This is a genomic window from Niallia sp. FSL W8-0954, from assembly GCF_038005605.1.
Taxonomy (GTDB): Bacteria; Bacillota; Bacilli; order Bacillales; family Cytobacillaceae; genus Niallia; species Niallia circulans_A.
The window spans coordinates 4,166,196-4,192,402 of record NZ_JBBOTN010000001.1 but is presented as its reverse complement, the minus strand read 5'-3'; the positions used below and the strand labels follow the sequence as shown (position 1 = coordinate 4,192,402).

The following is a 26,207-nucleotide window of genomic DNA, read 5'->3' as shown; positions in this document are numbered from 1 at the left end:
AAAAGAGGAATATATTATGTTATTAAATATGAAGCAGTTATTAGAAGTAGCACAAAAACATCAATTTGCCGTTGGAGCATTCAATGTAGCAGATAGTAATTTTTTGAGAGTAGTAGTTGAAGAGGCAGAAAGCAATAATTCTCCTGCGATAATTGCAGTACATCCAACTGAATTAGATTTTGTCAAAGATGATTTTTTCTCTTATGTATTAACAAGAATTAAAAATAGCCATGTCCCATTTGTTCTGCATTTAGATCATGGCGGAAATATGGCTGATATTATGCGGGCGATTCATGTAGGCTTTAGTTCCGTCATGATTGATGGCTCCTTGCTTTCTTTAGAAGAAAATATTCAGTTAACGAAACAAATAGTAGAAGTGAGCCATTCACTGGGAGTATCAGTGGAAGGAGAATTAGGAACAATTGGAAATACAGGTACCTCAGTAGAGGGCGGGGTATCGGAGGTAATTTATACGAGACCTGAAGACGCCCAAGAATTTGTAGAGAAAACAGGGGTAGATACACTGGCGATTGCAATCGGTACTTGTCACGGTATTTATCCTAAAGATATGGAGCCAAAGTTGAGAATGGATATTTTAAAAGAAATTAAAGAAACGGTCGACATTCCTCTTGTATTGCATGGCGGCTCAGCTAATCCAGATGAAGAAATTGCAGAGGCTGTTCAGATTGGTATTCAAAAAGTGAATATCTCATCAGATTATAAGTACGCATTTTATAAAAAATGCCGTGAGATTTTAGCTGAAACAGAGCTTTGGGATCCTAACGCAATATATCCAGCCTGCATTGAGGTAGCTAAAGAAATAGTAAAATATAAAATGAATTTATTTCAATCCATTGGAAAAGCTGAAATTTACAGAGAAGAAAATGTGACGGCATGGCGTAGAGAATGGTTATAAGCAGTAGGAAGAGGGGAGATAATCCTCTCTTTTTTATAAGCGATTATTTTTTTGTCCTCATTAAAATGGTGCAGATATAGATTTCTGTGTATTTTTAATCGACTTTAAGAGAAATCTAAATATATTTTTTAATCAGTACCTTGCAATGAACAATACTAAATGGTATATTAATGGAAATAGGTATTATTTTTATTATAGTACTGTTTATTATAAGGTACTGGATGATGAATAAAGGTAGGTGAAAAAGATGAATGTACAGTTTAAAAAGGGTGTCTTAGAGTTATGTGTACTTGTTCTTTTAGATAAAAAGGACCGCTATGGCTATGAACTCGTTCAGAAGATATCCAATCAAATTGAAATTTCAGAGGGCTCTGTTTATCCCCTCTTAAGAAGATTAACAAAAGAAGAATATTTTACAACTTATTTACAAGAGTCAACAGAAGGTCCTTCGCGTAAATACTACAAGTTAACCGATAAAGGAAGAACCTATCTTAATGAACTTATTACGGAATGGAATGAATTTTCTAATGGTGTCAATCAATTAATAAAAGAAGGTGTAAATAATGACTAAAGAGCAATTTTTAAAACAGCTCCAAGCTGGATTAAAAAAGCTTCCGCAAGAGGAACGAAAAGATATCATCCATGATTATGAAGAACATTTTTTTATAGGCAAAGAAGATGGAAAAACGGAGGAAGAAATAGCCAAGTCTTTAGGATCTCCTCAGCAAATTACCAAAGAATTAATAGCTTCCTATCACCTTGAAAAGGTGGAGAAAAACAGAACAACGGGAAATATTCTACGAGCAGTATGGGCAGTTATTGGTTTAGGATTCTTTAATTTGGTTATTGTACTTGGACCGTTTGTTACCATAGCAGCCCTTATTCTATCTGGGTGGATAGTTGGTGTGTCTTTTATACTCTCCCCACTACTTGTTCTTGTTGACAGTGTTTTTCATCCAGGTAGTTTTGCGTTTTTTAAATTATTTATGACTATTTTGCTAGTGGGATTAGGAATTTTTCTTGTAATTGCCATGTATTACATTACAAGAATTTCTTCAAAAGGCTTCATCAATTATTTGAAATTTAATGCAAAATTAGTGAAGGGAGGCCAAAAGCATGATTAGTCTAAAAAAATTAATGGTCATTGGACTTGTTCTTGTTCTAATTGGCGGCATAGGGGCATTCCTAACATTCCGCGATAACAGTCTAGATATTCATGAAGAGAAAATATTTAAAGAAAATAATATAACTGGAATTGAAGTAGATTCCAATAATGCAGGGATTGAAATTATTCCCACAGCAGAAAAGGAAACAAAGGTTGTGTTGCAAGGAAAAGGTTCCTCTGAAACGAAGGGAAGTTTTACTGCCAAGGTAGTTGGGAAAAAACTTGTTGTAAATTGGAATGAAAAACAAATTAGCTTTTTTCAGATGAATTTTATAGATGAATCACTTACATTAAAAATTCTTGTACCTGTGAAGGAATATAAATCTCTTCGCATAAATAATGATAATGGAAAGATTGATTTAGCGGACCTAATGGTTGAGCAAGTACAGGCAGAAAGTAATAATGGTCGCATTCATCTGCAAAATATTCAATCCAAAAGTGTAGAAGTAAACTCTGACGATGGCAGAATATCGCTGGATCATGTAAGCGGAAGCGTGAAAGGAGAAACGAATAATGGGAGAATTTCAATGAAAACCGCCACATTGGATCAGGCGATACAACTGGAAACAGATGATGGAAGTATCGAAATTGTAACAGATAAGGAACCAACAAATGTCACATTCGATGTTCAAGTTGATGATGGCAGCATCAATATTTTAGATAAATACAAAGGAAGTACCGTGATTGGAAACGGGGAAAATAAAGTAAAGCTGAAAACAAATAATGGGAAAATTAGAGTGGAAAATTAAAAAAGGCAGCTTTCTGAAGCTGTCTTTTTTTATCTGCAGATATAAATATAAATTTTCTTGAGAAAAGAAAATTTGGTATCGCATACAAACTATATAAAAAATAAAAACCTCCGATATATAGAAAGGAAATGGACAAAAGAAAAAAGCTAGAAACATTCAGGGGGATAGAATGAAAATAAAATATCAATTGGCAATCATTTTCTTCATTTTAATTATTTCTTTGTTGGGGATTGGCGGATTTAGCAATATGAGTCTGCAGTCGCTAATTGCAAATAGTAAAGAACTGACAGAGGCAAAAGAAATTCAGCGTCTTGTTACTCATTTGCAATATCGTATTGCCGGAATTTCTAATGACGAGCGTGCCTTTCTTCTTACTGGAAATAAAGAATATAGTGACGGAATCAATGAGAAAGAATCAGACATTCATGATACTTTGAAAACAATGGAGACTTTATCTAATTATTATGAGTATAAAGAAGATATCCAAACGTTTCAATCCAGTCTACAAACATACTTAGCCACAAGTGACAAAGTGCCTGGTGCTTATGCCGAAGATCCATCTGCTGCAAAAAAACTCCATTTTGGGGATTTACGGACATTAAGGAAAGAAGTTTTAGATCCAGCAGTCAATGAATTAGTGGAACATATTAATCAAGATGTTATTCAGATAGAAGAACAAAATCAAAAAAATAATAAAATAACAAAAACGGTATTAATCGTAATTATCACCATGGCAGCACTATTGAGCATTGTATTAGGTTTTCTGTTATTAAAGTCTATTTTACGACCATTAAATAAAATTAATAATCAACTTCAAAGTATTGCTTCTGGAGAAGGGGACTTAACACAGCGAGTAAATGTGAATGGGAAAAACGAATTTGGCCAATTAGCACATTCGTTTAACGCCTTCGTTGATTCTCTTCAAATAATGATAAAAAGTGTAGGGCAGACGTCTAAAAATGTTGCACAAGCTTCCGATGAATTAGCTTCCAGTATGGAACAATCGACTGTAGCGGTAGAGCAAGTGGCGGATGCTGTTCAAACCATTGCAGAGAATGGAAATAAGCAAGATTCACTTACCCAAAATAGTTTAATAGAAGTTAATAATTCCTTGAAAAATATTAAGCATATGGCCCATACTGCCAACGAAGTTGCAAATGAATCCCTGCTAATTAAAGAAAAAGCAAAAGAAGGAGAATTGGCATTGACTGAAATGCAAATGCAGATGGAGGCCATTCATGCATCTGTTGATTTAGCAGGAGACGGATTGAAATCACTTGTTTTAAGTACAAATGAAATTAATGAGGTACTTGCAAGTATTCAAGATATATCTAATCAAACTAATCTGCTAGCATTGAATGCATCCATTGAAGCAGCAAGAGCAGGTGAACATGGAAAAGGATTTGCCATTGTAGCAGAAGAAGTTAGAAAGCTGTCCGAAATGACAGGTACTTCTGTAAATCAAATACACGATCTGATAAGCTCTATTCATGATCATTCTAGTACGACAGAAAAAAATATGTCTTTTGTAAAAGAAAATGTAGATGGTGGTACGAAATTATCTGATACTACAAATGAACATATCAAGGAAATCCTAAATCGAGTTGAATCCATCGCAGACCATATTAAAAAGATGGCAGAAACAACGCAAGAAATCACGGCAGAAGTACAAGAGGTGCAAGATTCAGTGGAAGAAATAGCCCAAACTTCTCGTGAGACATTGGAAAGAACTGAAAGTGTTGCAGCAGCAACAGAAGAACAAACTGCCTCATTCCAAGAAATAACAAGCTCAAGCATGGCATTATCCAAAATGGCAGAGGAGCTTCAGGAATTAGTGCACCGATTTAAAATCTAAGAAAGAATGTAAAAAAAAAGAGAAACTATGTGAGATTTTCTAGATCCAATTTAAAAAAGATCGAGAAATTAAGAGGCAAGGACCCGTGGGCTCTAAATAGGGCGAACAATTATACATGTATATTGTATAATTGTTCGTTTTTTATTTGGTATAAGTGGTAATTATCCGCAAGACTGCAATAAACTTTCCAGTGGGCGAGCACCAAGTTGCTTCATCTATTGATCTACTGCGTTAATAGGAGATGAATTGCTTTGCAAGTTTTCTCTCTCTTTTAAAAGTAAAAAGCTTATAAAGATTGTATTAACCAACCCTATTATTCCATAACACCATATCGGCATTATGATAGCTTCATACCAAAACATATTAATAAAGTATACACCCATGGCTATTAACAGTGAATTACTTATCAAAGTTAATAGGGCTTTTTTTACAGTGAAAAAAGAATATAACTTCCAAATAGCAATAATTAGCGAAACGATACTTGTCATAGCCAAAGACATTATCGCAATCGAGCGAACGTTTTGTTCTTGATGGAACAATTCTGCTGTAAATAAGAATTTTGTAAATAGATTGGTGATAAAATAAAAACTTGTTAGATAAATAGAACTAGCCAAAAATGAGATAGGTATCCATTTCAAATATATAAAAATGGTGTTTTTACTCCTGCTTGACTGTTTTCTCTTTTCCTGAATGGTTTCAGCAATTGATGTCACAACTATAATGAATACTAATAAATATAAATCATGTAATGGGAGTTTTCCTTTAAAGATGTCCATTAAGAAAAGAAAAGCATCCTTCAATTCCATTAACATTAACTATTCCAACCTTTCAATTATGTACTACCTGTTATACGAAAGGAAATATAGGAATGTTTCAATAATTATATATTTTTTCAGATTTAGGAAACTTTTCCTGATTAGCTATGTGTTACCTCCGTTAAAAGAAATGACTATTCGCCTGGATAAAGAATTGGGATTGCTCGTAATTATAGGTAACCTTCGAAAAGTCAAAAGGCTGACCATTAGTTAGATGAAAGATGCTTTCTACCAATAATTTAGGATCATCTTTTTCTAATCCCAAATAAGCAGCTTCTTCTGCCGTTAACTTCCCAACATGTAAATACACATCTGAAAAGCCTACTTTTAGCCCTAAGCCTTCTGTTATGTAATGAAAAATAGATTCTGCTACGATTTCTTTATTTAAATACGTAATGAAGGCCTTATTATACCAAGATTCCTCTAAACAAAGAGTTTGGCCGTTAATATAGCGAATTCTTTTGACATAATAAACATCTTCATGAAGCTCTATATTTAAATTTAGGGCAATTTCCTCAGTCGGTTTTCTTATCTCTAATTTGATTATTTTGGAGGTTAGAGAATAATCCTCTAAATCTTTTTTAAATCCTTGATTGGAAAGCAAGCTGATATAGCCTTTTCGATTCTGTCTTCTTACAAAAATTCCACTGCCTCTTACTTGAAAAATGATTCCCCTTTTTTCAAGAAGCTCCAGCGTTTTCGTAATCGTACTTTTACTAACCTCGAATTGCTTCATTAATGTCTCAATAACTGGCAGCTTACTGCCTTGCTTTAAGCCATGCTCTTCAATATATTTTTCTATTTCTTCTGCGATTTGCTGGTATTTTAACATATATATACCTCGATTATCTTAAACGTTATAGCTGGATTATAGCATATATAGGAAAAAAACTCATTTAGATTAATTGGGTATAAAAATATTATATTGTATTTATCAAATTATACCGATACAATTATAATATAAGTGTAATCCAAAAAAATAAAAAGAAAAGATAATTTAATAGCATTAAAAAGGAGGAACAAAAATGAGCAAAATGCCGAAAGATTTTTTATGGGGTGGAGCATTAGCTGCACATCAATTTGAAGGTGGCTGGAATCAAGGCGGTAAAGGTCCGAGTGTAGTAGATGTTATGACAGCAGGTGCTCATGGAGTACCTAGGAAAATAACAGACTTGATTGAAGAAGAGCAATTTTATCCAAATCATGAAGCAATTGATTTTTACCATCGTTACAAAGAGGATATTGCCTTGTTTGCTGAAATGGGGCTAAAGTGTTTACGAACTTCCATTGGCTGGAGCAGAATTTTTCCAAAAGGGGATGAATTAGAACCGAATGAAGAAGGACTGCGCTTCTATGACCAAGTATTTGATGAATTACTTAAATACGGAATACAGCCAGTTATTACCTTATCCCATTTTGAAATGCCGTTACATCTAGCAAGAGAATATGGCGGTTTTAGAAATAGAAAAGTAGTTGATTGTTTTGTACGCTTTGCCGAAGCATGCTTCCATCGATATAAAGATAAAGTAAAATACTGGATGACTTTTAATGAAATCAACAATCAAATGGATGTTTCTAATCCGCTCTTTTTGTGGACAAATTCTGGAGTAACCGTCAAAGAAGGAGAAAATGCGAAAGAAGTGATGTATCAAACTGCTCATCATGAGCTAGTTGCAAGTGCATTAGCTGTGTCTATTGGTAAAAAAATAAATCCTGATTTCCAAATTGGAGCAATGGTTTCCCATATTCCTATCTATCCATTTTCTTCTAATCCAGAAGATGTGATGCTAGCGGAAGAAGAAATGAGACAAAGATATTTCTTCCCAGATGTGCAAGTTCGTGGATATTACCCTAGTTATGCCTTAAAGGAATTTGAACGAGAAGGCTATTCAATTACAATGGAGCCAGAGGATGCTGAGATTTTACATAATGGGACAGTTGATTATTTAGGATTTAGCTACTATATGTCCACTACCGTAAAGAGTGATGTGAAAAATAATAATACAGGCGATATTGTTAATGGCGCCTTACCAAATGCAGTTGAAAATCCGTATATCAAAGCAAGTGATTGGGGCTGGTCCATTGATCCGACAGGTCTGCGCTATGTGTTAAATCGTCTATATGACCGCTATCAAATACCTTTATTTATTGTAGAAAATGGGTTTGGCGCTATTGATACTGTCGAAGCTGATGGCTCTATTCATGACAAGGAAAGAATTGCCTACTTAAAGGCGCATATTGAAGCATTGGAGAAAGCGGTAATGTATGATGGAGTAGATTTAATTGGATATACACCATGGGGAATTATTGATATTGTTTCCTTTACAACAGGAGAAATGAAAAAACGCTATGGAATGATTTATGTAGATCGAGATAATCAAGGGAAAGGAACCATGAGCCGTTCGAAAAAAGCCTCCTTTTATTGGTATCAAGAAGTGATTAAGTCAAACGGGGAAAAACTGTAATAGAAAAAGGAAGGGGATATTTTCCTCTTCCTTTCAGTGTATAGTAAACTTTATTTTTAATGAAGTTAAATAGTTTACGAGAAACAGTTTTGTATTTTTCTATTAATAGCTTGCTTCTAATTCATCTATTAAGCTTCCAACATAGGCAACCGCTTTTCGGATTGGCTCAGGGGTAGACATATCCACATTTGCTAGTTTCATTAAATCGAATGGTTTTAAAGTGCCGCCGGCTTTTAAAACTTTTAACCAGCTCTCAACAGCAGGCTGTCCTTCTTCCTCAATCATTGCTGATACGGCAGTTGAAGCTGTAAGCCCAGCGGAGTACGTATATGGGTAAAGACCCATATAATAATGGGGTTGGCGCATCCATGTTAGGCCTGCTGCTTCATCTATTTCCACACTGTCTCCCCAGAATGATTTTAAGACATCGATATTTTGTTCACATAATACTTTAGCTGTAATCGGAGTTCCTTGTTCTGCTAATTCATAAATTTTTCTTTGGAGTGCCCCTTCTAAAATATGGGTAACAAAATTATGATAATACGTTCCTAGTGATTGGAGAATTACCCATCTTCTAATTTGATTGTTAGAAGATTGTTTCATAATATACTTGCTCAAAAGCATTTCGTTCATGGTGGATGGAGCTTCAATAAAGTATCGAGATGGACGGGTATTTGAAATAATTTGATTTTTGCCAGCAAGAGCAAAATGTCCAGCATGTCCAAGTTCATGTGCTAAGGTAAACGTATTACGCATTGAGTTATGCCATGTCATTAAAATGTATGGATGTACTCCATTCGGGCTGGAGCAGAAGGCGCCTGATCGTTTTCCATAGTTATCTGCTAAGTCTACCCAGCGGTCATTTAAGCCTTTTTCCATTATTTCCATATATTCTGGTCCCATAATATTAAGCGCTTCTAAGATAAGCTTGGAAGCTTCCTCGTATGTAATTTTAGGATCATAGGATGTGTCGAGCGGAGCCTTTAAATCACAATAATGGATTTTTTCTAAACCTAATACACGCTCTTTTAATTTGGCGAATCTGCGCATATGAGGAGCCAATTCTGTAAGAATGGTATCCAATTGGTTATGGTACATTTCTTTTGTGACTTGTTGTTCTTGTAAAAGCATGTCTGTTACAGATTCATAGTTTCGTAAACGAGATTCTATTATTTGTTTTTTAACTTCGGTTCCATAGGTAGCCGCATATGTATTTTTATAACGGTTAAGACTAGCCGAAAAGGCTTCATATGCTTTTCTTCTTACTTCTTTATTTGCCGATTCTTCGTACTTTTCGAAAGAATTAAATGTCAAAGGATATTCTGTCCCGTCACTTGTTATAAAGGAGGAAAACTCCATATCTGATGTTTTACTTCTTTGATAAATCATATAAGGAGAACGCTGGATTTCACCAAATGCTGCTAATACTTCCTCTGCTTCAGGTGTTAACATATGTGGCTTCAAATCCATTAAGTCCGTTAGTGTTTTGGAAAAAAGCTGTAGTTCTTCTTCCTCGTTCAGGTATGTATTTATTTTATCGTTTGCAAGCGTAAGAATCTCTGAATTAATAAAAGAAAGGCTTGAGCTTACTTTTGCATAGAGGGAAGAAACAATTGCATCGTTCTCTTGATTGGAAGGATTAGATCCGTCTGCAGATTGCTTAAGGTTTGCATAAGTGAGAACGCTCACTAATCTTTCATCCAATGCATCTCGAGCTTTTAGACAATCTAGCAAGATTTTAGCGTTTTGGTGAAGCTTCCCTTTAAATTGTGTCACAGTAGGAATATCTTCTTCAATCGCTTCTACTTCCCTTTTCCAATCTGCTTCGCTTTCGAATAAATCGCGCAAATCCCAGGTTTGTTCGAAAGGAACTTCGGAACGATAAAGTGTTTTTTCTATTTCTTTATTCATAAACATTCTCCTCTGCCACCTATTTATTTCGTTTTTCGAAACGATTAGTTTGATTATACAATAAAAAATTGAACTATAGGAATATTTTGTTTATTATATTTTTTAATGATAATTTGTAGAAGATAAAGATAAAAAACTACGCTTCTTATGATAAATAATTGTATAATGGTTAAAACTCACCATTTCGCCAAATTTTACATTATAAGGTAAAAGAATGAGTGCTGAAATTGGAATAAACAAAAAGGAATGAAAAGAAATTGCCCTTAAAGTTTTCACGAAAAAAAAGATTTTATTTATTATTTTTTATCTGCATTGTCTCCATGGTTATCATTTTTATGTTCTCCCATATGCCGTATGAAGAACAGGATATTAAGCCATTTTTACGAGATAAGATAGACCTGACAAATATTCCATTTCCCTCTATTACATTTGAGTACGATGGTCAAATTATATCTTCGGATTCTGACCCATATGGTTTTATCGAATTTTTATTTCGGAAAGCAGGGCATGTAATTGGTTATTGTCTCTTAACTTTGCTGCTATTTCTCACCCTGATGCAAACGAAAATCAAACGACCATGGGTTTATCTACTAAGTGGAGCTCTTTCTATTGCTTATGCATTAACAGATGAGTGGCACCAAAGCTTTGTCCCTGGAAGAACAGGCCATTGGCAAGACGCCATCATTATCGACGGAACTGGCGTTATATTAGGATTAGTCATTGGTTTTATTGGTACTATATTTTTTAAAAAGAGGAAAACGAAGGGAAGGTTTTAGGGATTCCCAAAGACAGGAGAGGTGAAGCGATTGTACCAAGATAAAGAATTGACAGTAAGACCGATTAAAGAGGAGGATCTTTATCAGCTTTGGACACTGGCATTTAAAGAAGAAAATCCTGAATGGAAAAAATGGGATGCTCCGTATTATGCACATAAAGCATTAAGTTATGAAGGATTCTTAAAAACTCAAAAAGAGCGCTTCTTAGAAAGAGATGATTACTGGGCAATTATTGTCGGGGAAGAATTAATAGGAACAGTTGGCTACTACTGGGAACATGAACCGTCCAAATGGTTAGAGATGGGAATTGTTATCTATAATCCAAACTACTGGAGTGGTGGATATGGAACGCGGGTATTGAAGCTATGGATCGACCATTTATTTAAGACCTTGCCATTAGTTCGAGTGGGATATACAACATGGTCAGGGAATGAGCGAATGATAAAGGTAGGAGAAAAGCTGGGCATGACAATGGAAGGACGCATGAGAAAGTGCCGCTACTATAACGGCGTATATTATGACTCCATACGGATGGGATTATTAAAAGAAGAATGGGAAGCATTTTTAAACGGAAACAAAACAAGTGCTGGAAATATTAATAAATAAAATCAGTGTAATGGAAGATTACGTTAGGTGAAATTAGAAAGAAAATTAAGTTTTAGTACTCATGCTTTACCTATATTTTAATAGTATAATAGAAGAAAACAGGAATAAAAGGGCAAATTGTATAGAAGTACAGCATCATCAGAATCAAGTAAGTGTGGAAAATGAATGAATGGAGTGAGGTCCATGAAGAAAGAGGTTGGATACGTATTTTTCTGCCAGCATTGTGGATTGCCTCAACGTATTCCAGCGTTTGTGCTAAAAACGTACTTATGTGATGACATGGTAAAACAATTCTATTGCAACAATTGCAGCCGAGAAAATCTAATTCCTTCCTATATAAAAAAGCTGAAAGCAGAATTATAGAGCACATATATAACAAGGTCAAGTGGAAAATGCACTTGGCCTTTTTTCTATGAAATAATAGGTAGTTCTGCATCCACTCTTCTTAGAATCATTTCAAGGTGTGGAAAATTGAAAGAGCTTTTTCCATTTTTTTATGAGTAATTACCAATAAATTGTACAAACTATTTAAAGTAGAGAAATAACTCATGATGATGTGTGGACAAAAAATAGGTCTCTAACTTCGATTATTGGAGATCCTTAAACATACCTCTACCTTCAATAATGGAAATTTTTTTAGAAGGAGATGAATAAAATGAACTACAAGGAATATTGGGATAAAATTAATGAAATAAATGGACAATTGCATTCTTTATATTCTTCCTATTGGGATAAATATTCAGATTTTGCTACATGGCAGTTTTGGATCATTCTTCTATCTTTATTAGTACCATTAATCATATTATATTTTATGGTAGACAGAAGGAGATTATTTGAAATATTATTCTTTGGCTATACTGTCCATCTACTTTGGGCATACATAGACCTAGCACTTAGTAGAACTAATTACTTAACACATACTTACTTTCTTACACCGATGCTTCCTAATGCATTAAATATTACAGGTTCCTTTCTGCCAGTAGGGTTTATGCTAGTGTATCAATATGCAACGAATCGCAAGAAAAACTTTTATATTCTAACCGTGCTATTGAGTGCTGTATATACTTTTATATGCGCTAATATTGAAAAATCAATGGGCTTGGTAACGTTTCATAGAGGAATTCACGTTATTCATTTATTCCTTTTGGATTTATTTATTGTATTTGTAGCATATTGGTTTACTAGGTTATTGTTGAAATTTAGAATCCTCAAGAAAGACGAGCAGCAATAATGTTTATTACTAGCATGTATTTATAAGGCACATGCTAGTTTTTTGCATGTCCAGAAGAAGATAGGAAAGTGGAAAAATCGAGAGAGTAGCAAGAAATGCGCTATGGAAAACTATGATTAAAAATGAAACGGAAAGGAGAAGCGAAAGAAAGTGGCGTTCATAAACAAGATGAAAGCCAAAACGGAAAGGAGAAGTGAAAAAAGTGGCGTTCATAAACAAGATGAAAGCCAAAACGGAAAGGAGAAGCGAAAAAAGTGGCGTTCATAAGCAAGATGAAAGCCAAAATGGAAAGGAGAAGTGAAAAAAGTGGCGTTCATAAACAAGATGAAAGCCAAAACGGAGGGGAGAAGCGAAAGAAAGTGGCGTTCATAAACAAGATGAAAGCCAAAACGGAAAGGAGAAGCGAAAGAAAGTGGCGTTCATAAGCAAGATGAAAGCCAAAACGGAAAGGAGAAGTGAAAAAAGTGGCGTTCATAAACAAGATGAAAGCCAAAATGGAAAGGAGAAGTGAAAAAAGTGGCGTTCATAAACAAGATGAAAGCCAAATATCACCGAAGAGCTACCAAAAGAGAGTTAACAGCTAACCCCTCCTCACATTCCAAGAAAACAAACTAATTGTAAACAATGCATTTGAGGGAAAACGCAACGAGGTGTATACTTGCCAATGAAGAATGTTAAAGGGGGAATTATTTTGTTACAAAAGCCAAAGGCTATTTTTCTAGATATGGATGGTACTATTTTAAATCATCAGAATCAGGTAAGCGTGAAGACAAAAGAGATTATTGATGATCTACGCAAGGATGGTCTATTCGTATTCATAGCTACAGGGAGATCTTTTGATGAAATTGAATCCGTCGTGCCAGAAGGATTTGAAGTGGATGGATATGTTTCTTCTAACGGCATGGCTGGTTACATAGGAAAGGAACCTATTTTTCAGCATACTCTACCTTTAGAATTAGTGGATACCATTATTAAAAAGGCAAGAGAGAATAAAGTATATTATGAGTTATTTCCATATGGGGACTCTCGAATGACATTAAGTCAGGATAAAGAGTATGTTATACAAGAGATCAGAGACCCGAAACCAGAAAGCGTAGGTATTAATGAGTGGCTTTCTCGAAAAGAAGCAATCAGTAGAAAGATTGCTTGGAAGAACACGGTTGAAGGAAAAGAGTTTTCCAAGTTCTATTTTTTTGCTCGAACAAAAGAACATATTAATCAATGGAAACAGGTGTTAGAAGATTTAAGAAAAGAAATCGATTTTACAGCATCTACTTCGTCCGCGCATAATGTGGAAGTAATGGTTGCCAACGTAAATAAAGCAACTGGGATTAAAGAGATGTTAGAAAGATTTAATCTTTCCGCAGAGGAGACTATGGGAATTGGGGATAGTGATAACGATATCCAAATGCTTCAATTTGTTTCCATGCCGGTTGCTATGCAAAATGCTCCAGACCATATTAAAGAATTAGCAGCAGAAGTAACAGAGTTAAGCTGTGATGAAGATGGCGTTTGTCATTTCTTAACATCTCGATTCAAATAACAGATACGGTTCACCATACTTATTCTTTGTTATTGTAAGTAAAAATCAAAACTTCCTTAAGGGACATCAGTCTAGTATTAGTGAGGATAATAGTAAAGGAAACAAACGGAATAAAAAGCAAAGTGATAAAACAGAAGAAGAAAGAAAGCCAGCTTTTAAAAAGCTGGCTTTCTTTCTTCTTAAAATACTTCGATTACAATTTTAATAAAAGTCAGCTATTTATTTGAATCCATCCAAGATGAGTCAGACCAGTTGGAAAACTTTTTAATTAGCTCAAGAATGAAGTAGTTAATCCATGTAATAACAGGAATGAAAAGTGGCAGCAAGGATAGAGGCGAATGACCAAAACCAAATAATCTCACTTCTTCATTAGAAATATATATAATCCATGTTAAACCTGCTAACACAACGCTATTCCCACAGAACGCAACGAATAGTGCCACCCATTTCTTCTGTGTTTTTGTGAGTGTAAAAATAGAGAGGACTGCAGAAAACAACAAAGATATAAATAGTAAGATAATGACCACTGATCCTTCCTCCATTGCTATTTTAGCTATAGTTTAGCATAAATTTCCTATTTTCTCCTTATAAATTAGTTAGAAAATTTACATTCCTTTACCAAAAATATAAAAAGATTAAATAGAGATGAAATAATCAACCATTATACTAACTATATTACTATTTAAATCTTCCGAATTTGTAATCTTTTACATAAGGAGTTTTGTCAAAATGAATATCACAGTGGCAGGTACAGGATATGTTGGTTTAGTGACAGGAGTTTGTTTAGCAGAGGTTGGTCACAAGGTAACTTGTGTAGATCAAGAGCAAGAGAAAATTGTTCTTCTGAATCTAGGAATTTCGCCTATTTATGAACCCGAGCTAGATACACTTATAGAAAAAAATTCACAGGCCGGAAAATTAACTTTTACAACTGACTATAACAAAGCCTATGCGCAATCAGATGTTATTTTCATAGGGGTTGGGACGCCCGAAAATGAAGATGGGTCTGCTAACTTAAACTATGTTTTTCAAGTAGCAAAGCAAATTGCCGAAAGTGTAAGGCGTGATTGTTTAATTGTCATTAAATCTACCGTTCCCATCGGGACGAATGACCGTGTTGAAACATACATAAAAAATCACTTAAAACATAAAGTTTCGATAGAGGTTGCCTCTAATCCAGAATTTCTTGCCCAAGGAAGTGCCATTAAAGATACACTGCATGCTTCACGAATTGTCATCGGGGTAGAAAGCGAAAAGGCTAAGAAGATTTTAACTTTTATTTATGAACCTTTTCAGCAGCCAATTTTAACGATGAATCGTCGCAGTGCAGAAATGGTAAAATATGCATCGAATGATTTTCTAGCTTTAAAGATCTCTTTTATCAATGACATTGCTAACTTATGTGAATCAGTTGGTGCGAATATTGAGGATGTAAAAAGCGGAATGAGTTACGATGAGCGAATTGGGAAAAAATTTTTAAATCCAGGCATTGGGTATGGTGGTTCTTGTTTTCCAAAAGATACGAAAGCCCTGCATTGGCTTGCAGAAGAAGAAGGCTATGTTTTACGAACAGTAAAGGCTGCTATTGAGGTCAATGAGAAGCAAAAATTTAAGCTGATTTCGAAGGCGCGGATTGAATTTTCCTCTTTCAATGGACTGAAAGTAGCAGTATTAGGACTTACCTTTAAGCCTGGCACAGATGATTTGCGCGAAGCTCCTTCTATTCCCAATGTCCGCTTATTATTAAACGAAGGAGCAAAAGTACATGTTTATGATCCAGTAGGAGGAGAAAACTTTAAAAAGCTCTTTCCTACAGAGGTAGTCTATGAACAAACACCAGAGAAAGCACTAGAAGGAGCAGATATTTGCTTTATTTACACAGAATGGGCTGAAATTAAAGCAATCGATTTAACAATTTTTAAAGAAAAAATGAACGTACCATTTTTATTTGATGGTAGAAATTGCTTTTCACTAGAGGAAGCAAGTAAGGCAGGCATTAATTATTTCTCCATTGGCCGACCAGAGGTTAGAATGATAGAGCTTGAACCAATTAGAAGAGCAGCAGGAAGATAACGGTGTGAGGAATAAGAGAAATAGAACAACAAACAAAACCCTTCTTTTCTAAATAGGGTTTTGTTTGTTGTATAAAGAATAAGCACGCATGTAAATGATTTAGGACAGGGAGTGTGACGAATTCAAACAGCTTGATAACCCCATCTCCGCCCCAAACTATTTTTTGGCATTGACTAAAGCGCCTATTGTTAGATAATAAAGATAATCAAAATTTTGAAAATTATCTTAATATGGAGGGGCTTTATGTTCTGGACAGAAAAGAAGTTGGATGCACGAATCAAGGAACTGGAAAAATATCGCTATCGAGAATCAATTTCCTTAGACTCCTTTTCGATGCAATTAGATGAAGAAGGAGAGATTGGGGTAAGACCACCAGAAAATGGGGAATGGGCTACCATCCATGTCGGAGATCATTGGGCAGGAAGGGATCATTATGCCTGGTTAAAGACAGAAGTAGCAATCCCTGTGAGCTGGAAAGGGAAACAAGTATTGGGGTATTTTGATTTTGGCATAACAGATGGTGGAACGAATTCAGGTTTTGAGTCGCTTTTGTATGTAAATAAGAAAATCTATCAAGGAGTAGATGCGAATCATCGGGAAGTTTTTCTCAAAGAGGAACATTGCGGCACAAATGTCAGCTTGATTTTTCGTTTGTGGTCTGGCTTAGAAGGTGGCGGTAAACCGTTTATTCAGGAGCATAAGATAAAGAAGGCAGAGATTGCCTGGCTAGACGAAGCGACAGATGATTTATACTATACAGCCAAAGCAATGATCCAAACCATACATATTTTAGATGAAAACAGACCAGAGTATCAGACGATCCTAACAGCATTAAATCGAGCATTTTATGAAATAGACTGGACAGAACCAGAATCGGATTTATTTTATGAATCTATTAACAAGGCAAATAACTATTTAAATGCAACATTAGAAAAGATGGACAAGCATGCAGCTGTAACGATTCATGCAATTGGCCACACCCATATTGATGTTGCTTGGTTATGGCGCTTGAAGCATACTCGAGAAAAAGCGGCACGTTCCTTTTCCACCGTATTGCGTTTAATGGAGAAATATCCAGAATACTTATTTATGCAGTCCCAGCCTCAGCTATACGCCTATTTAAAAGAGGATTATCCGGAAATTTATGCCCAGCTGAAAGATAGAGTAGCGGAAGGAAGATGGGAACCAGAAGGCGGGATGTGGCTGGAGCCTGATTGTAATTTGCCTTCTGGGGAATCCTTTGTTCGTCAATTACTGCATGGAACGAGATTTTTGAAAGAGGAATTTGGGGTAACGAGTAAGTATCTATGGCTGCCAGATGTCTTTGGCTATAGCTGGGCATTGCCGCAAATTCTTAAACAAGCAGGAATAGAAACTTTTATGACGACGAAGATTAGCTGGAATCAGTACAATCGAATGCCGCATGATACCTTTCAATGGCGAGGCATTGATGGAACAGAAATTTTGACCCACTTTGTGACCACACCATATCCGAACAGCAGAGGCTGGGCTTATGATTATAATGGAGAAATGCAGGCAGATGTGGTGCAGGGAGCTTGGGATAATTATAAGGATAAAAATATAACGCAGGATTTACTAATGTCTTATGGCTATGGAGATGGTGGAGGGGGAGTAAATCGGGATATGCTGGAAATGAGAAGACGGTTTGACCGAATTCCTGGTCTGCCTGCTGTTAAATCAACTAAAGCAGGCGATTATTTTGATGCCCTTCATGAAAAAGTGAAGACCACAGATGAATATGTTCATACATGGGATGGAGAGCTCTATTTAGAATTTCATCGAGGAACCTATACCAGCCAAGCATATAATAAAAGAAGCAATCGCAAACAAGAATTATTATACCGGGAGACAGAACTGCTTAGTGTCCTAGTTGGTGTATTAGCTTCTGATTGGACCATTTATCCACAGGAAGAGCTGCATAAAGGCTGGACGATTTTATTACGCAATCAGTTCCATGATATCATTCCAGGTTCTTCGATTCGTGAAGTATATGAAGATAGTCTATTAGAATATGAAGAAGCAGAAGGACTGGCTAATAAAGCACAAAAGCAAGTATTAACGAGAATAATCGATTCAGATGTCTCTGATCAGTTTACCGTGATAAATGACTCTTCATGGATACGTTCCGGATTGGTGGAGGTGCCAGTTAAACTTGGACTAGAAGAGGGAGAATGGTCATCAGAAAATGGGAAAGTGCTGCAAGTTGAAAAAGTAAATGGAAAGTGGCTTATATTAGTGGAAAACGTTCCATCACATGGATTAGCTAATCTTTTATTTAAATCGTCTGAAAATCAAGGTGCGAATAAGCAGTCTGCTTTTGTGATAAATAATAATGGGATAGAGACACCTTTTTATCAAATTCTTTGGAATGAAAAGGGACAATTAACTCGTATATTTGATAAAAAGGCACAAAGAAATGTGTTAAAAGAAAATCAGGCAGGAAATGTCCTGCAAGTATTTGAAGATAAGCCATTAAGATGGGAAGCTTGGGACATTGATATTTTTTATCAAGAAAAGCATCAAGAGATTTCTACATTAGAGAAGATAGAAATAATTGAAAACAACTCCTTAAGAGCAGTAATAAAATTTGTGTGGACATATCACCATTCGAAGGTAGAACAAGAGGTAATTCTCTATGCTGAAAATCCTAGAATAGACTTTAAGACATCTGTTGATTGGCATGAACAGCATCAGCTATTAAAAGTGGCATTTCCTGTTGAAATTCGTTCAACGCAAGCAACCTATGATATTCAGTTTGGAAATGTACAACGACCAACTCATTGGAATACAAGCTGGGATTATGCGAAGTTTGAAACGGTTGGACACCAATGGGCAGATTTATCGGAGCAAGGTTATGGAATAAGTCTTTTAAATGATTGTAAATATGGCTATGACATCAAAGATTCCGTGATGCGTCTGTCCCTTATTAAGGCTGGTACTTACCCAGATTATTTACAAGATCAAGGAGCACATACATTTATTTATTCTCTTCTGCCACATCAAGGTGATTGGAGAGAAGGGAGAACAGTCCAAGAGGCATGGGATTTAAATCAGCCATTAAAAAGTTTGGTAGGAAAGCTACAATCACAAGATTTTTCTTTATTCCAAATAGCGTCTGATCATTGCTTTATCGATGCAGTGAAAAAGGCAGAGGATGAGGATAAAGTCATTGTTCGTTTACATGAATTTATGGGGAAAAGAGGAACAGTAGAATTAACCTCAGATGCTCCTATAAAAGGATGGCAGGAATGTAATCTTCTGGAAGGGAAAAATGGAGAGAAACAAGAAAATGAAATAATAACATTTGCCATAAAGCCTTATGAAGTTAAGACGTTTTTAGTGGAAATCTAAATGATTTAAGCAGACCCCAATTGTTCGTCTCGACACTTAAGGATCTGCTTTTTACTTTTCTATTAATCTATCATGTGAGGATACCTAAATGGTGTTAATGTAGAGCCTTCTTCCTTATTTTTAAGGCATTCTCTAATTTTATAAGATCTTTTTGGATCTCCTTTAAATCAGAATGGCATTGATTCAAAAGTTTCTGTATTTCCTTCCATTTATTATTTGATGACATCTCTTACTCTCCTTACATATGGGTTATTAATACAAAATATGTGGAAGAGAAAAGATATATTCTTATGATAGTAACTTTCTTTTTGCAATGAATTCAAACTATAAATCTTTAAAACCGAGAATCAAAACTAGGCTGCCAATTTTGACAGCCTAGTCTATTTATCTTTAATATTTAAATGACTTGTTTTATCGATTTTTTCTTTCGCAAAGGCCATGCTTCTACTCCTCTAAGCCCCTTAATATCATCTCGAAAGAATACAGGTTCTTTTCCTAGTTTTCGTTGTTTCATATAATGATCAAGTGCTTTAAAGGCAATTGGCCCAAGAATTGCTATGGCAACTAGATTAATAAGAGCCATGATTGCCATCGTGAAGTCAGCTAAATCCCAAACAATTTGCAAACTAGCTACAGCACCAAACATCACCATTCCTAGAGCTATTACGCGATAGAAGATTAAGAACCCCTTGCTTTTACTAATAAACGACAGGTTAGCTTCCCCGTAGTAGTAGCAGCCGATGATGGAAGTAAAGGCGAATAGAAATATGGCAATGCCGAGAAATACTCCACCCCAAGCACCAAAATGCTCTGCCATTGCTGCTTGTGATAATTCAATGCCTGTTAAACCTGACCCATACGCATCTGAGGTAAGAATAATAAACGCTGTTGCAGAACAAACGAGTAAAGTGTCAAAAAACACTCCGAGGGCTTGGATAAACCCTTGTTTTGCTGGGTGGGATACAGATGCTGTTGCAGCAGCGATTGGATCTCCACCAATTCCAGCTCCGTTAGAGAATAGACCTCTTTTCACGCCATTCATAATAGCAGCAGCAATTCCGCCACCCACTACCTGTTCAATACCGAATGCACTTTTAAAAATTAATACTAAAACATGAGGAATCTCTGTAATATTGGTGATTACTACAAAGACTGCAAGGAGAATATAGCCTAAGGCCATAAAGGGAACGATAAGAGATGAAATATCAGCAATACGTTTAATACCGCCAAATACAACTAAACTTGTGAGAATGACTAAAGCAATTCCGGCAATGACAGGACTAATGCCAAATGAGTTTTCTAATGCAACTGCAATGGTATTACTCTGTACGGCATTGAAGGTAGTACCATATGAAAGAATCATCATGACAGCAAAAAGTGCACTCATCCACTTTTTGTTCAGTTGTTTTTTCATATAGTAGGCAGGACCACCTTTGAACCGTCCGTTGTCTTTTGCCTTATAAATTTGCGCTAGCGTATTCTCTACAAAAGAGCTAGCGCTGCCAAGAATAGCTACCATCCACATCCAAAATACTGCTCCAGGTCCTCCAATTGCTAAGGCAATGGCTACTCCTGCAAGATTGCCTGTACCAATTCGAGTACCTGCCCCTACGAAAAATGCTTGTAGAGAAGAAATTTGTTTTTTCTCTGTGTGTTCAGGTGGCTTCTCTTTTACCTTTAGTAAGCGGAACATTTCCTTTACATGCCTGATTTGTGCAAATTTCGATCCTATGGTGAAATATATTCCGAGGCCGAGCAAGACGGCTATCAAAACATACCCCCACAGTACTGTATTTCCACTTGCGATTAACTTTTCAATAATATTCACGCAACCCCTCCCAAAAATTTTATGGTTTCGATTATCTCGAAAAATGTTGGTCCTGTCAAATAATATTGGCCTATGTCACTGTCAAAAAACACAAAAGGGGATTTTTGTAATAAGCTGTATACCTTGTCATTACTAGTATCGAAGCAATTAACTAAATAATTAAATTTTTTTAAAAAATTTCGGATACTAAGGATAAAATGGGTGTTTTTGTGGACCAGTATAGCGTCTAATTTTATCTGTATGCGTTAGTAAATTATTTTGTTAATAAAACATTTATTAATGAGGCCTATATCCCATTGAAAAAGAATAAAATCATCATCTTTGACAATTGTTACTTACTAATGGTAAGTTAGTTCTTGAAAACAATTAACTAATTAGTTGGAGGTAGAATATGTCTCATTTAGAAGAAATAATGAAAAGCCGTAAATCGGTAAGAATATATGATTCAGCTCATAAAATAGAAAAAAAGGAATTGGAAGAAATTTTAGCATTAGCAACAAGTGCACCGTCTTCTAGTAATTTGCAGTCTTGGAGATTTATTGTAATCCAAGATCAGGAACTAAAAAAAGAGTTAAGAGAAATTGGCAATAACCAAGCGCAAATAGAAGATTCTTCAGCGATTATTGCTGTTTTAGGAGATACAGATGCTTATAGAAATGTGGAAGAAATCTATGAGAAAAATGTTTCCCTTGGCTATATGGATCAATCCATTGCAGATAGAACGATTAACAACACGCTAAGTTTATATCCCAATCAACCAAAACAAATATTAGCACAAATTGCTAGCTATGATGCAGGCTTAATTTCCATGCAGATTTTACTGCTAGCAAAAGAACGAGGGTATGATACCGTTATAATGGGCGGTTTTGATAAAGATGCATTTGCGAAACGTTTTGAGTTACCAGAAAACCAATTTCCGATTACCCTTATTGCAATAGGAAAAGCTGCTGCACCAGCTTTTAATACTAGCAGAATGCCGATAGAAAAAATTGCGAAATTTTACTGATTGAGAGAGAAAAAAGTGCCTTGATTCTAAAAAGAAAGAAGGCACTTTTGGGTTATTTTATTTCGATTGCAGAGGTTTCACCTGCTATACGGCCAAATACGATGATGTCAGCAACAGCATTTCCACCAATTCTATTTCCACCATGAACACCACCAGTAACTTCACCTGCAGCATACAGTCCTTTAATGATATTTCCTTGTTTATCTAAAACATGAGTTTTTGTATCAATTTTTAATCCACCCATAGTATGATGTATACCTGGAGTTACGGGAATTATATAGTATGGACCTTCTTCTAATGTTTGAGTGAGATGGACCCTGTCAAATTCTTCGTCTTTTTTATTTTTAACGTATTTTGTGTAATTTTTTAAAGTAGAAGCAATGGTACTGCTATCTATTCCTGCTGCCTTTCCTAAAGCTTCTATTGTTTCTCCTTTTATAGCATAGCCATCTTTAATATATCCTGCTAATGAGGCATTTTCATCAGCCATTTCTTGGTTTACGACGAGATATGCAACTTTATCTGTCTGTGCCAAAATGTTTTTCGAAACAACATCACGTGTCAATAATTCATTGGTAAATCTTTTTCCTTCTTTATTTACTAAAATGGCTCCGTCTCCGCGTAATCCTTCTGTAAATAAATAGCCTGTTTCTGGATCGGTTGTTGGATGAATTTGTATCTGATCCATATCTACGAGATCAGCCCCAGCCTTTTCTGCCATAGCAATTCCTGATCCTGTTGCTCCTGCATGATTTGTTGTTGAGAAACCTTCCAGATCTTTATTGTATTTAATAACCATTTCAGCATTTGCTCCAAAACCACCTGTTGCTAAAATAACAGATTTTGCATTAACCGTGAAGGAATTCTTATTTTTATCGGTAGCTTTTACTCCTACAATCGCTCCATCTTTTTTTATTAAACTATCAGCTGTAGTATTTAATAAAATGGGAGTATTTAATTTTTTCAATTTATTGGATAGAACCTCTACAATAACAGGACCAACTGGTGATCCATCTGCTGGCTGATGAATTCTTGGGTTCGTTTGCCCACCAGATAATGTTACCTTTGTTAAACCTGCTCCCATATCATTTAGCCATTTCAGTGCATCAGGAGCATTATCTACTAGAGTTTGTAGCAGTTTTGGATCATTTAAGTTTTTGCCGCCTTTCATCGTATCGTCAAACCATGTTTGTTTGTCGTCTTTAATTCCATCCGCTTCTTGGTATTTGGTGCCTGCCACATTCATTCCACCTGTTGCTTTATTTGTGTTTCCACCAATGATAGGCATTTGCTCTAAAATGACAACAGACTTACCAGCTTCGCTAGCCTTCACGGCTGCTGCAAGTCCTGCACCACCTGCACCTACTATAGCGACATCAACATCTAAGTCTTCCTGCTTTTGCTCTTCTACAATGACTTTATTTGCAGCATCTTTTAAGGCTTTCATATCGGCTCCCGACTTTTCTAACGCCTTTGTAACAGCTTCAATAATTCCGTTACTAGATTCACTTGCTCCTGATACAACATCCACTGCTAAACTTTGTGAGGAGATAATATCATTGGTTAATTGAGTAGTTGCCCCATCACTAATACTGCCTGTTTCTCCGTCTGCACTGATTTCAATTTTCTCAATCTTATCTTTTGAAACTGTTACTGTAGCTTTAATTTCTCCTCCATGACCAGTGGAAATGCCTTCGTATGTTCCCGCTTTAAACTTTGCTTTTTCTTCTGTATTCGTATTGTTGCTACAACCTGCTATTATCAGCATAAATATAGCTAGAAGAACAAATGCTATACTAGAAGATCTTTTCATAAAAATTTTCCCCTCTCTCTCTATGTATTGTTCATTATTTCACAATGCCTATCATAAAGAACATGCTCAACTACTAGCTATCAAAATAATAATGTTCAAAATAAGTTCATAAGTATGTGGAGAATTTGTGAATCTTTAAAGGATAAGGAAATCGTACTTTTTGTAATTTATTTCTATTCGCGCTAAACTAAAAGAGAATTCGAAAAAGGAGTGTGGAAAGATGAATGTTGTTACATTAAATAATGGCTTAAAAATGCCTCAACTGGGGTTTGGCGTATGGCAGGTTCCAGATGAAGAAGCGGCTGTTGCTGTCAGCACTGCTTTTAAAGTAGGCTATACTTCCATTGATACAGCGATGGTATATCAAAACGAAGCAGGTGTAGGAAAAGCAATTAAAGAATCTTCTATTCCACGCGAAGAGTTGTTTATTACAACAAAAGTGTGGAACAGTGATCAGGGCTATGAGAATACACTAAGAGCATTCGATGAAAGTTTAGAAAGATTAGGGCTTGATTACGTCGATCTTTATTTGATTCATTGGCCAACCCCACAATTTGATGAGTATGTGGATACATATAGAGCACTAGAAAAATTATATAAAGATGGCAGAGTCAAGGCAATTGGTGTTTGTAACTTTGAAATTGAACATTTAGAGCGCATTTTAAATGAATGTGAGGTTAAACCTGTTTTGAATCAGGTAGAATGTCATCCATATTTAGCGCAAAATGAATTAAAGGAATTTTGCGCAAAGCATGATATTTTTGTAGAAGCGTGGAGCCCGCTTGATCAAGGGGGAGAAGTTCTTCAGGATGAAGTCATCACACAAATTGCAGAAACAAAAGAAAAGTCACCAGCACAAGTAGTACTGCGTTGGCATTTGCAAAATAATACGATTGTTATTCCGAAATCAGTGACACCATCTCGCATTGAAGAAAATTTCCATGTGTTTGATTTTGAATTAACAGAGGAAGAAATGAAACAAATTAATGAGCTAAACCGCAATAGACGAAAAGGTCCACACCCAAATGATATGAATAACCGATAAGAAAGAAAGGGAATAGTGCTGCTATATTTAATAGCAGCACTATTCCCTTTTCCAATTATATCTATTGGTATTAGAACGGGTTTGTTCCTAGTACTGTAGCTGTTTTTACATAGATTCTTGGATGCAGTTTTAATTGAGAAACAATCAGTTCTGCGATATCTTCTGGCTGCATGTATTTCTCTGCATCACCTTTGATTAAATCTGTTTTAACAGCAAGCTCTGTTGCAACTGTACTTGGTGTTAAGGAAGTAACACGAATATTATTTCTGCGTACTTCTTGTGCTAATGATTCTGTCATTCCGATTAGACCGAATTTAGAAGCACTGTATGCACTAGAAGTAGCAGCGCCATTTAAGCCATTTGTAGAAGAAATATTGATAATATCTCCGCCATTTTTTTCGATTAATTGTGGTAAAACTGCCTTTGTTACATAATATGGTCCCATTAAATTTACGTCGATGATTTGTTTCCATTCTTCTGGGTCCATATCTAAAAGAGATTGGAATTTACCAATTCCAGCATTATTGATTAAAATATCTGCTTTCCCTAGTTCGTTTGTTAAAGTAGAAATTGCTTGTTCTACTTCTTCTAAAGAGGATACATCAACTGTTGCATAAGCAGCTTTTACGCCAAGTGCTTCCACTTCTTTGGCTACTTCTTGTAATGCGCCTTCTGTACGAGCAAGTAAACCAATATTTACACCTTCATTTGCGAGTGCAACTGCTACTGCTTTTCCTATCCCTCTTCCAGCTCCCGTAATGAAAGCTACTTTTCCTTTTAAAGATTGTGCCATTAAAAGCAACTCCTTCCAATCATTGTTCAGTAAATAATACTTTGTCTATTTTAAGATTTTCTGCAGGTATTAGCAAGAAAGCCGCTTAGAGAAAAGATTTATTATCTATCATTCATATAATGTTTCTTCTCTCCAATTGGAATGGTTCTTGCCATCGAACAAATTTTGCCTAATATCCTGTTTATTATCTTTTTTCTGGCGAAAAATATACCTGCTAAAACGAGTACCATGCCATATGTATTTAC

23 protein-coding genes are annotated in these 26,207 nt (G+C 35.7%); 16 read left to right on the top strand and 7 right to left on the bottom strand.

Translation table 11 applies throughout. The features are described 5' to 3' along the window. The first annotated feature begins 16 nt into the window (after window positions 1–16). The 5 genes from NX902_RS20550 to NX902_RS20530 all read left to right on the top strand — a co-directional run bounded on the left by NX902_RS20550 (window position 17) and on the right by NX902_RS20530 (window position 4,685). Window positions 17–916 (top strand): ketose-bisphosphate aldolase, encoded by a 900-nt coding sequence (locus tag NX902_RS20550; RefSeq protein ID WP_341160957.1) that lies wholly within the window; start codon window positions 17–19, stop codon window positions 914–916. A gap of 247 nt (window positions 917–1,163) precedes the next feature. Further along, a complete protein-coding gene (locus NX902_RS20545; protein ID WP_095329850.1) occupies window positions 1,164–1,487 on the top strand; it encodes a PadR family transcriptional regulator in 324 nt (107 codons plus the stop codon). Continuing rightward, a complete protein-coding gene (locus NX902_RS20540; RefSeq protein ID WP_095329851.1) occupies window positions 1,480–2,040 on the top strand; it encodes an HAAS signaling domain-containing protein in 561 nt (186 codons plus the stop codon). Before NX902_RS20545 ends, NX902_RS20540 begins: the two co-directional genes overlap by 8 nt. Further along, the gene (locus NX902_RS20535) at window positions 2,033–2,830 is read left to right on the top strand and encodes a DUF4097 family beta strand repeat-containing protein (RefSeq protein WP_341123230.1); all 798 of its coding nucleotides are present in this window, start codon (window positions 2,033–2,035) and stop codon (window positions 2,828–2,830) included. Before NX902_RS20540 ends, NX902_RS20535 begins: the two co-directional genes overlap by 8 nt. Window positions 2,831–2,999: 169 nt before the next feature. Continuing rightward, a complete protein-coding gene (locus tag NX902_RS20530) occupies window positions 3,000–4,685 on the top strand; it encodes a methyl-accepting chemotaxis protein (RefSeq protein WP_341123229.1) in 1,686 nt (561 codons plus the stop codon). 215 nt (window positions 4,686–4,900) lie between these two features. Here the strand turns inward: NX902_RS20530 and NX902_RS20525 are convergent, their stop codons facing one another. Together NX902_RS20525 and NX902_RS20520 are read right to left on the bottom strand one after the other, a co-directional pair. Then, window positions 4,901–5,497, bottom strand: a complete 597-nt coding sequence (locus tag NX902_RS20525; RefSeq protein ID WP_123258295.1) for a hypothetical protein — start codon at window positions 5,495–5,497, stop codon at window positions 4,901–4,903. Between the two features lie 124 nt (window positions 5,498–5,621). After that, on the bottom strand, window positions 5,622–6,332 hold the full coding sequence (locus NX902_RS20520) for a GntR family transcriptional regulator (protein WP_123258294.1): 711 nt from the start codon (window positions 6,330–6,332) through the stop codon (window positions 5,622–5,624). Between the two features lie 193 nt (window positions 6,333–6,525). Between NX902_RS20520 and bglA the strand changes: the two genes are divergently transcribed. Continuing rightward, window positions 6,526–7,965 (top strand): 6-phospho-beta-glucosidase BglA, encoded by a 1,440-nt coding sequence (bglA, locus tag NX902_RS20515; protein WP_095329856.1) that lies wholly within the window; start codon window positions 6,526–6,528, stop codon window positions 7,963–7,965. A gap of 102 nt (window positions 7,966–8,067) precedes the next feature. Here bglA and pepF read toward each other — a convergent pair whose 3' ends face one another. Then, window positions 8,068–9,876 carry an oligoendopeptidase F gene (pepF, locus tag NX902_RS20510; RefSeq protein WP_341160956.1) on the bottom strand — a complete coding sequence of 603 codons (1,809 nt, stop codon included), beginning with the start codon at window positions 9,874–9,876 and terminating at the stop codon, window positions 8,068–8,070. Window positions 9,877–10,133: 257 nt separating this feature from the next. Here pepF and NX902_RS20505 point away from each other — a divergent pair, with 257 nt between their 5' ends. From NX902_RS20505 to NX902_RS20480, 6 genes are all read left to right on the top strand, one after another. Then, on the top strand, window positions 10,134–10,652 hold the full coding sequence (locus NX902_RS20505) for a VanZ family protein (protein ID WP_095329858.1): 519 nt from the start codon (window positions 10,134–10,136) through the stop codon (window positions 10,650–10,652). A gap of 30 nt (window positions 10,653–10,682) precedes the next feature. Beyond that, window positions 10,683–11,258 (top strand): GNAT family N-acetyltransferase, encoded by a 576-nt coding sequence (locus NX902_RS20500; RefSeq protein WP_095329859.1) that lies wholly within the window; start codon window positions 10,683–10,685, stop codon window positions 11,256–11,258. Window positions 11,259–11,441: 183 nt separating this feature from the next. After that, window positions 11,442–11,621, top strand: a complete 180-nt coding sequence (locus tag NX902_RS20495) for a hypothetical protein (RefSeq protein WP_095329860.1) — start codon at window positions 11,442–11,444, stop codon at window positions 11,619–11,621. A 292-nt stretch (window positions 11,622–11,913) separates the two neighbouring features. After that, window positions 11,914–12,489: a hypothetical protein gene (locus NX902_RS20490; protein WP_095329861.1), complete on the top strand. Its 576-nt coding sequence runs from the start codon at window positions 11,914–11,916 to the stop codon at window positions 12,487–12,489. A gap of 272 nt (window positions 12,490–12,761) precedes the next feature. Continuing rightward, window positions 12,762–12,914 (top strand): hypothetical protein, encoded by a 153-nt coding sequence (locus NX902_RS20485; RefSeq protein ID WP_204259867.1) that lies wholly within the window; start codon window positions 12,762–12,764, stop codon window positions 12,912–12,914. Window positions 12,915–13,180: 266 nt separating this feature from the next. Next, the gene (locus NX902_RS20480; protein ID WP_095329868.1) at window positions 13,181–14,032 is read left to right on the top strand and encodes an HAD family hydrolase; all 852 of its coding nucleotides are present in this window, start codon (window positions 13,181–13,183) and stop codon (window positions 14,030–14,032) included. A gap of 215 nt (window positions 14,033–14,247) precedes the next feature. Here NX902_RS20480 and NX902_RS20475 read toward each other — a convergent pair whose 3' ends face one another. Next, window positions 14,248–14,574, bottom strand: a complete 327-nt coding sequence (locus NX902_RS20475; protein ID WP_341123227.1) for a hypothetical protein — start codon at window positions 14,572–14,574, stop codon at window positions 14,248–14,250. Between the two features lie 187 nt (window positions 14,575–14,761). Here NX902_RS20475 and NX902_RS20470 point away from each other — a divergent pair, with 187 nt between their 5' ends. Together NX902_RS20470 and NX902_RS20465 are read left to right on the top strand one after the other, a co-directional pair. Then, on the top strand, window positions 14,762–16,105 hold the full coding sequence (locus NX902_RS20470; protein ID WP_341160955.1) for a UDP-glucose dehydrogenase family protein: 1,344 nt from the start codon (window positions 14,762–14,764) through the stop codon (window positions 16,103–16,105). Between the two features lie 243 nt (window positions 16,106–16,348). Continuing rightward, a complete protein-coding gene (locus NX902_RS20465; protein WP_341160954.1) occupies window positions 16,349–19,477 on the top strand; it encodes an alpha-mannosidase in 3,129 nt (1,042 codons plus the stop codon). Window positions 19,478–19,874: 397 nt separating this feature from the next. Here NX902_RS20465 and NX902_RS20460 read toward each other — a convergent pair whose 3' ends face one another. Continuing rightward, window positions 19,875–21,305: an alanine/glycine:cation symporter family protein gene (locus NX902_RS20460; RefSeq protein ID WP_095329872.1), complete on the bottom strand. Its 1,431-nt coding sequence runs from the start codon at window positions 21,303–21,305 to the stop codon at window positions 19,875–19,877. 391 nt (window positions 21,306–21,696) lie between these two features. On the opposite strand from NX902_RS20460, the gene NX902_RS20455 reads away from it, so the two are divergent. Then, a complete protein-coding gene (locus NX902_RS20455) occupies window positions 21,697–22,311 on the top strand; it encodes a nitroreductase family protein (RefSeq protein ID WP_095329873.1) in 615 nt (204 codons plus the stop codon). 52 nt (window positions 22,312–22,363) lie between these two features. Here the strand turns inward: NX902_RS20455 and NX902_RS20450 are convergent, their stop codons facing one another. After that, the gene (locus tag NX902_RS20450; RefSeq protein WP_095329874.1) at window positions 22,364–24,124 is read right to left on the bottom strand and encodes a flavocytochrome c; all 1,761 of its coding nucleotides are present in this window, start codon (window positions 24,122–24,124) and stop codon (window positions 22,364–22,366) included. 220 nt (window positions 24,125–24,344) lie between these two features. Here NX902_RS20450 and NX902_RS20445 point away from each other — a divergent pair, with 220 nt between their 5' ends. Continuing rightward, complete coding sequence (locus tag NX902_RS20445) at window positions 24,345–25,169, top strand: aldo/keto reductase (RefSeq protein ID WP_095329875.1); 825 nt, start codon at window positions 24,345–24,347, stop codon at window positions 25,167–25,169. 70 nt (window positions 25,170–25,239) lie between these two features. Here NX902_RS20445 and NX902_RS20440 read toward each other — a convergent pair whose 3' ends face one another. Beyond that, on the bottom strand, window positions 25,240–25,962 hold the full coding sequence (locus NX902_RS20440) for a 3-ketoacyl-ACP reductase (RefSeq protein ID WP_123258284.1): 723 nt from the start codon (window positions 25,960–25,962) through the stop codon (window positions 25,240–25,242). Window positions 25,963–26,207: the final 245 nt, after the last annotated feature.

What these genes read in the sequence shown, in the direction of transcription:
- NX902_RS20525 (WP_123258295.1), bottom strand. Translation starts at nt 5,497, where the DNA reads ATGTTAATGGAATTGAAGGATGCTTTTCTTTTCTTAATGGACATCTTT.
- NX902_RS20490 (WP_095329861.1), top strand. Translation starts at nt 11,914, where the DNA reads ATGAACTACAAGGAATATTGGGATAAAATTAATGAAATAAATGGACAA.
- NX902_RS20455 (WP_095329873.1), top strand. Translation starts at nt 21,697, where the DNA reads ATGTCTCATTTAGAAGAAATAATGAAAAGCCGTAAATCGGTAAGAATA.
- NX902_RS20470 (WP_341160955.1), top strand. Translation starts at nt 14,762, where the DNA reads ATGAATATCACAGTGGCAGGTACAGGATATGTTGGTTTAGTGACAGGA.
- NX902_RS20495 (WP_095329860.1), top strand. Translation starts at nt 11,442, where the DNA reads ATGAAGAAAGAGGTTGGATACGTATTTTTCTGCCAGCATTGTGGATTG.
- bglA (WP_095329856.1), top strand. Translation starts at nt 6,526, where the DNA reads ATGAGCAAAATGCCGAAAGATTTTTTATGGGGTGGAGCATTAGCTGCA.
- NX902_RS20520 (WP_123258294.1), bottom strand. Translation starts at nt 6,332, where the DNA reads ATGTTAAAATACCAGCAAATCGCAGAAGAAATAGAAAAATATATTGAA.
- NX902_RS20545 (WP_095329850.1), top strand. Translation starts at nt 1,164, where the DNA reads ATGAATGTACAGTTTAAAAAGGGTGTCTTAGAGTTATGTGTACTTGTT.
- NX902_RS20540 (WP_095329851.1), top strand. Translation starts at nt 1,480, where the DNA reads ATGACTAAAGAGCAATTTTTAAAACAGCTCCAAGCTGGATTAAAAAAG.
- NX902_RS20465 (WP_341160954.1), top strand. Translation starts at nt 16,349, where the DNA reads ATGTTCTGGACAGAAAAGAAGTTGGATGCACGAATCAAGGAACTGGAA.
- NX902_RS20550 (WP_341160957.1), top strand. Translation starts at nt 17, where the DNA reads ATGTTATTAAATATGAAGCAGTTATTAGAAGTAGCACAAAAACATCAA.
- NX902_RS20535 (WP_341123230.1), top strand. Translation starts at nt 2,033, where the DNA reads ATGATTAGTCTAAAAAAATTAATGGTCATTGGACTTGTTCTTGTTCTA.
- NX902_RS20485 (WP_204259867.1), top strand. Translation starts at nt 12,762, where the DNA reads ATGAAAGCCAAAATGGAAAGGAGAAGTGAAAAAAGTGGCGTTCATAAA.
- NX902_RS20450 (WP_095329874.1), bottom strand. Translation starts at nt 24,124, where the DNA reads ATGAAAAGATCTTCTAGTATAGCATTTGTTCTTCTAGCTATATTTATG.
- NX902_RS20445 (WP_095329875.1), top strand. Translation starts at nt 24,345, where the DNA reads ATGAATGTTGTTACATTAAATAATGGCTTAAAAATGCCTCAACTGGGG.
- pepF (WP_341160956.1), bottom strand. Translation starts at nt 9,876, where the DNA reads ATGAATAAAGAAATAGAAAAAACACTTTATCGTTCCGAAGTTCCTTTC.
- NX902_RS20440 (WP_123258284.1), bottom strand. Translation starts at nt 25,962, where the DNA reads ATGGCACAATCTTTAAAAGGAAAAGTAGCTTTCATTACGGGAGCTGGA.
- NX902_RS20530 (WP_341123229.1), top strand. Translation starts at nt 3,000, where the DNA reads ATGAAAATAAAATATCAATTGGCAATCATTTTCTTCATTTTAATTATT.
- NX902_RS20475 (WP_341123227.1), bottom strand. Translation starts at nt 14,574, where the DNA reads ATGGAGGAAGGATCAGTGGTCATTATCTTACTATTTATATCTTTGTTG.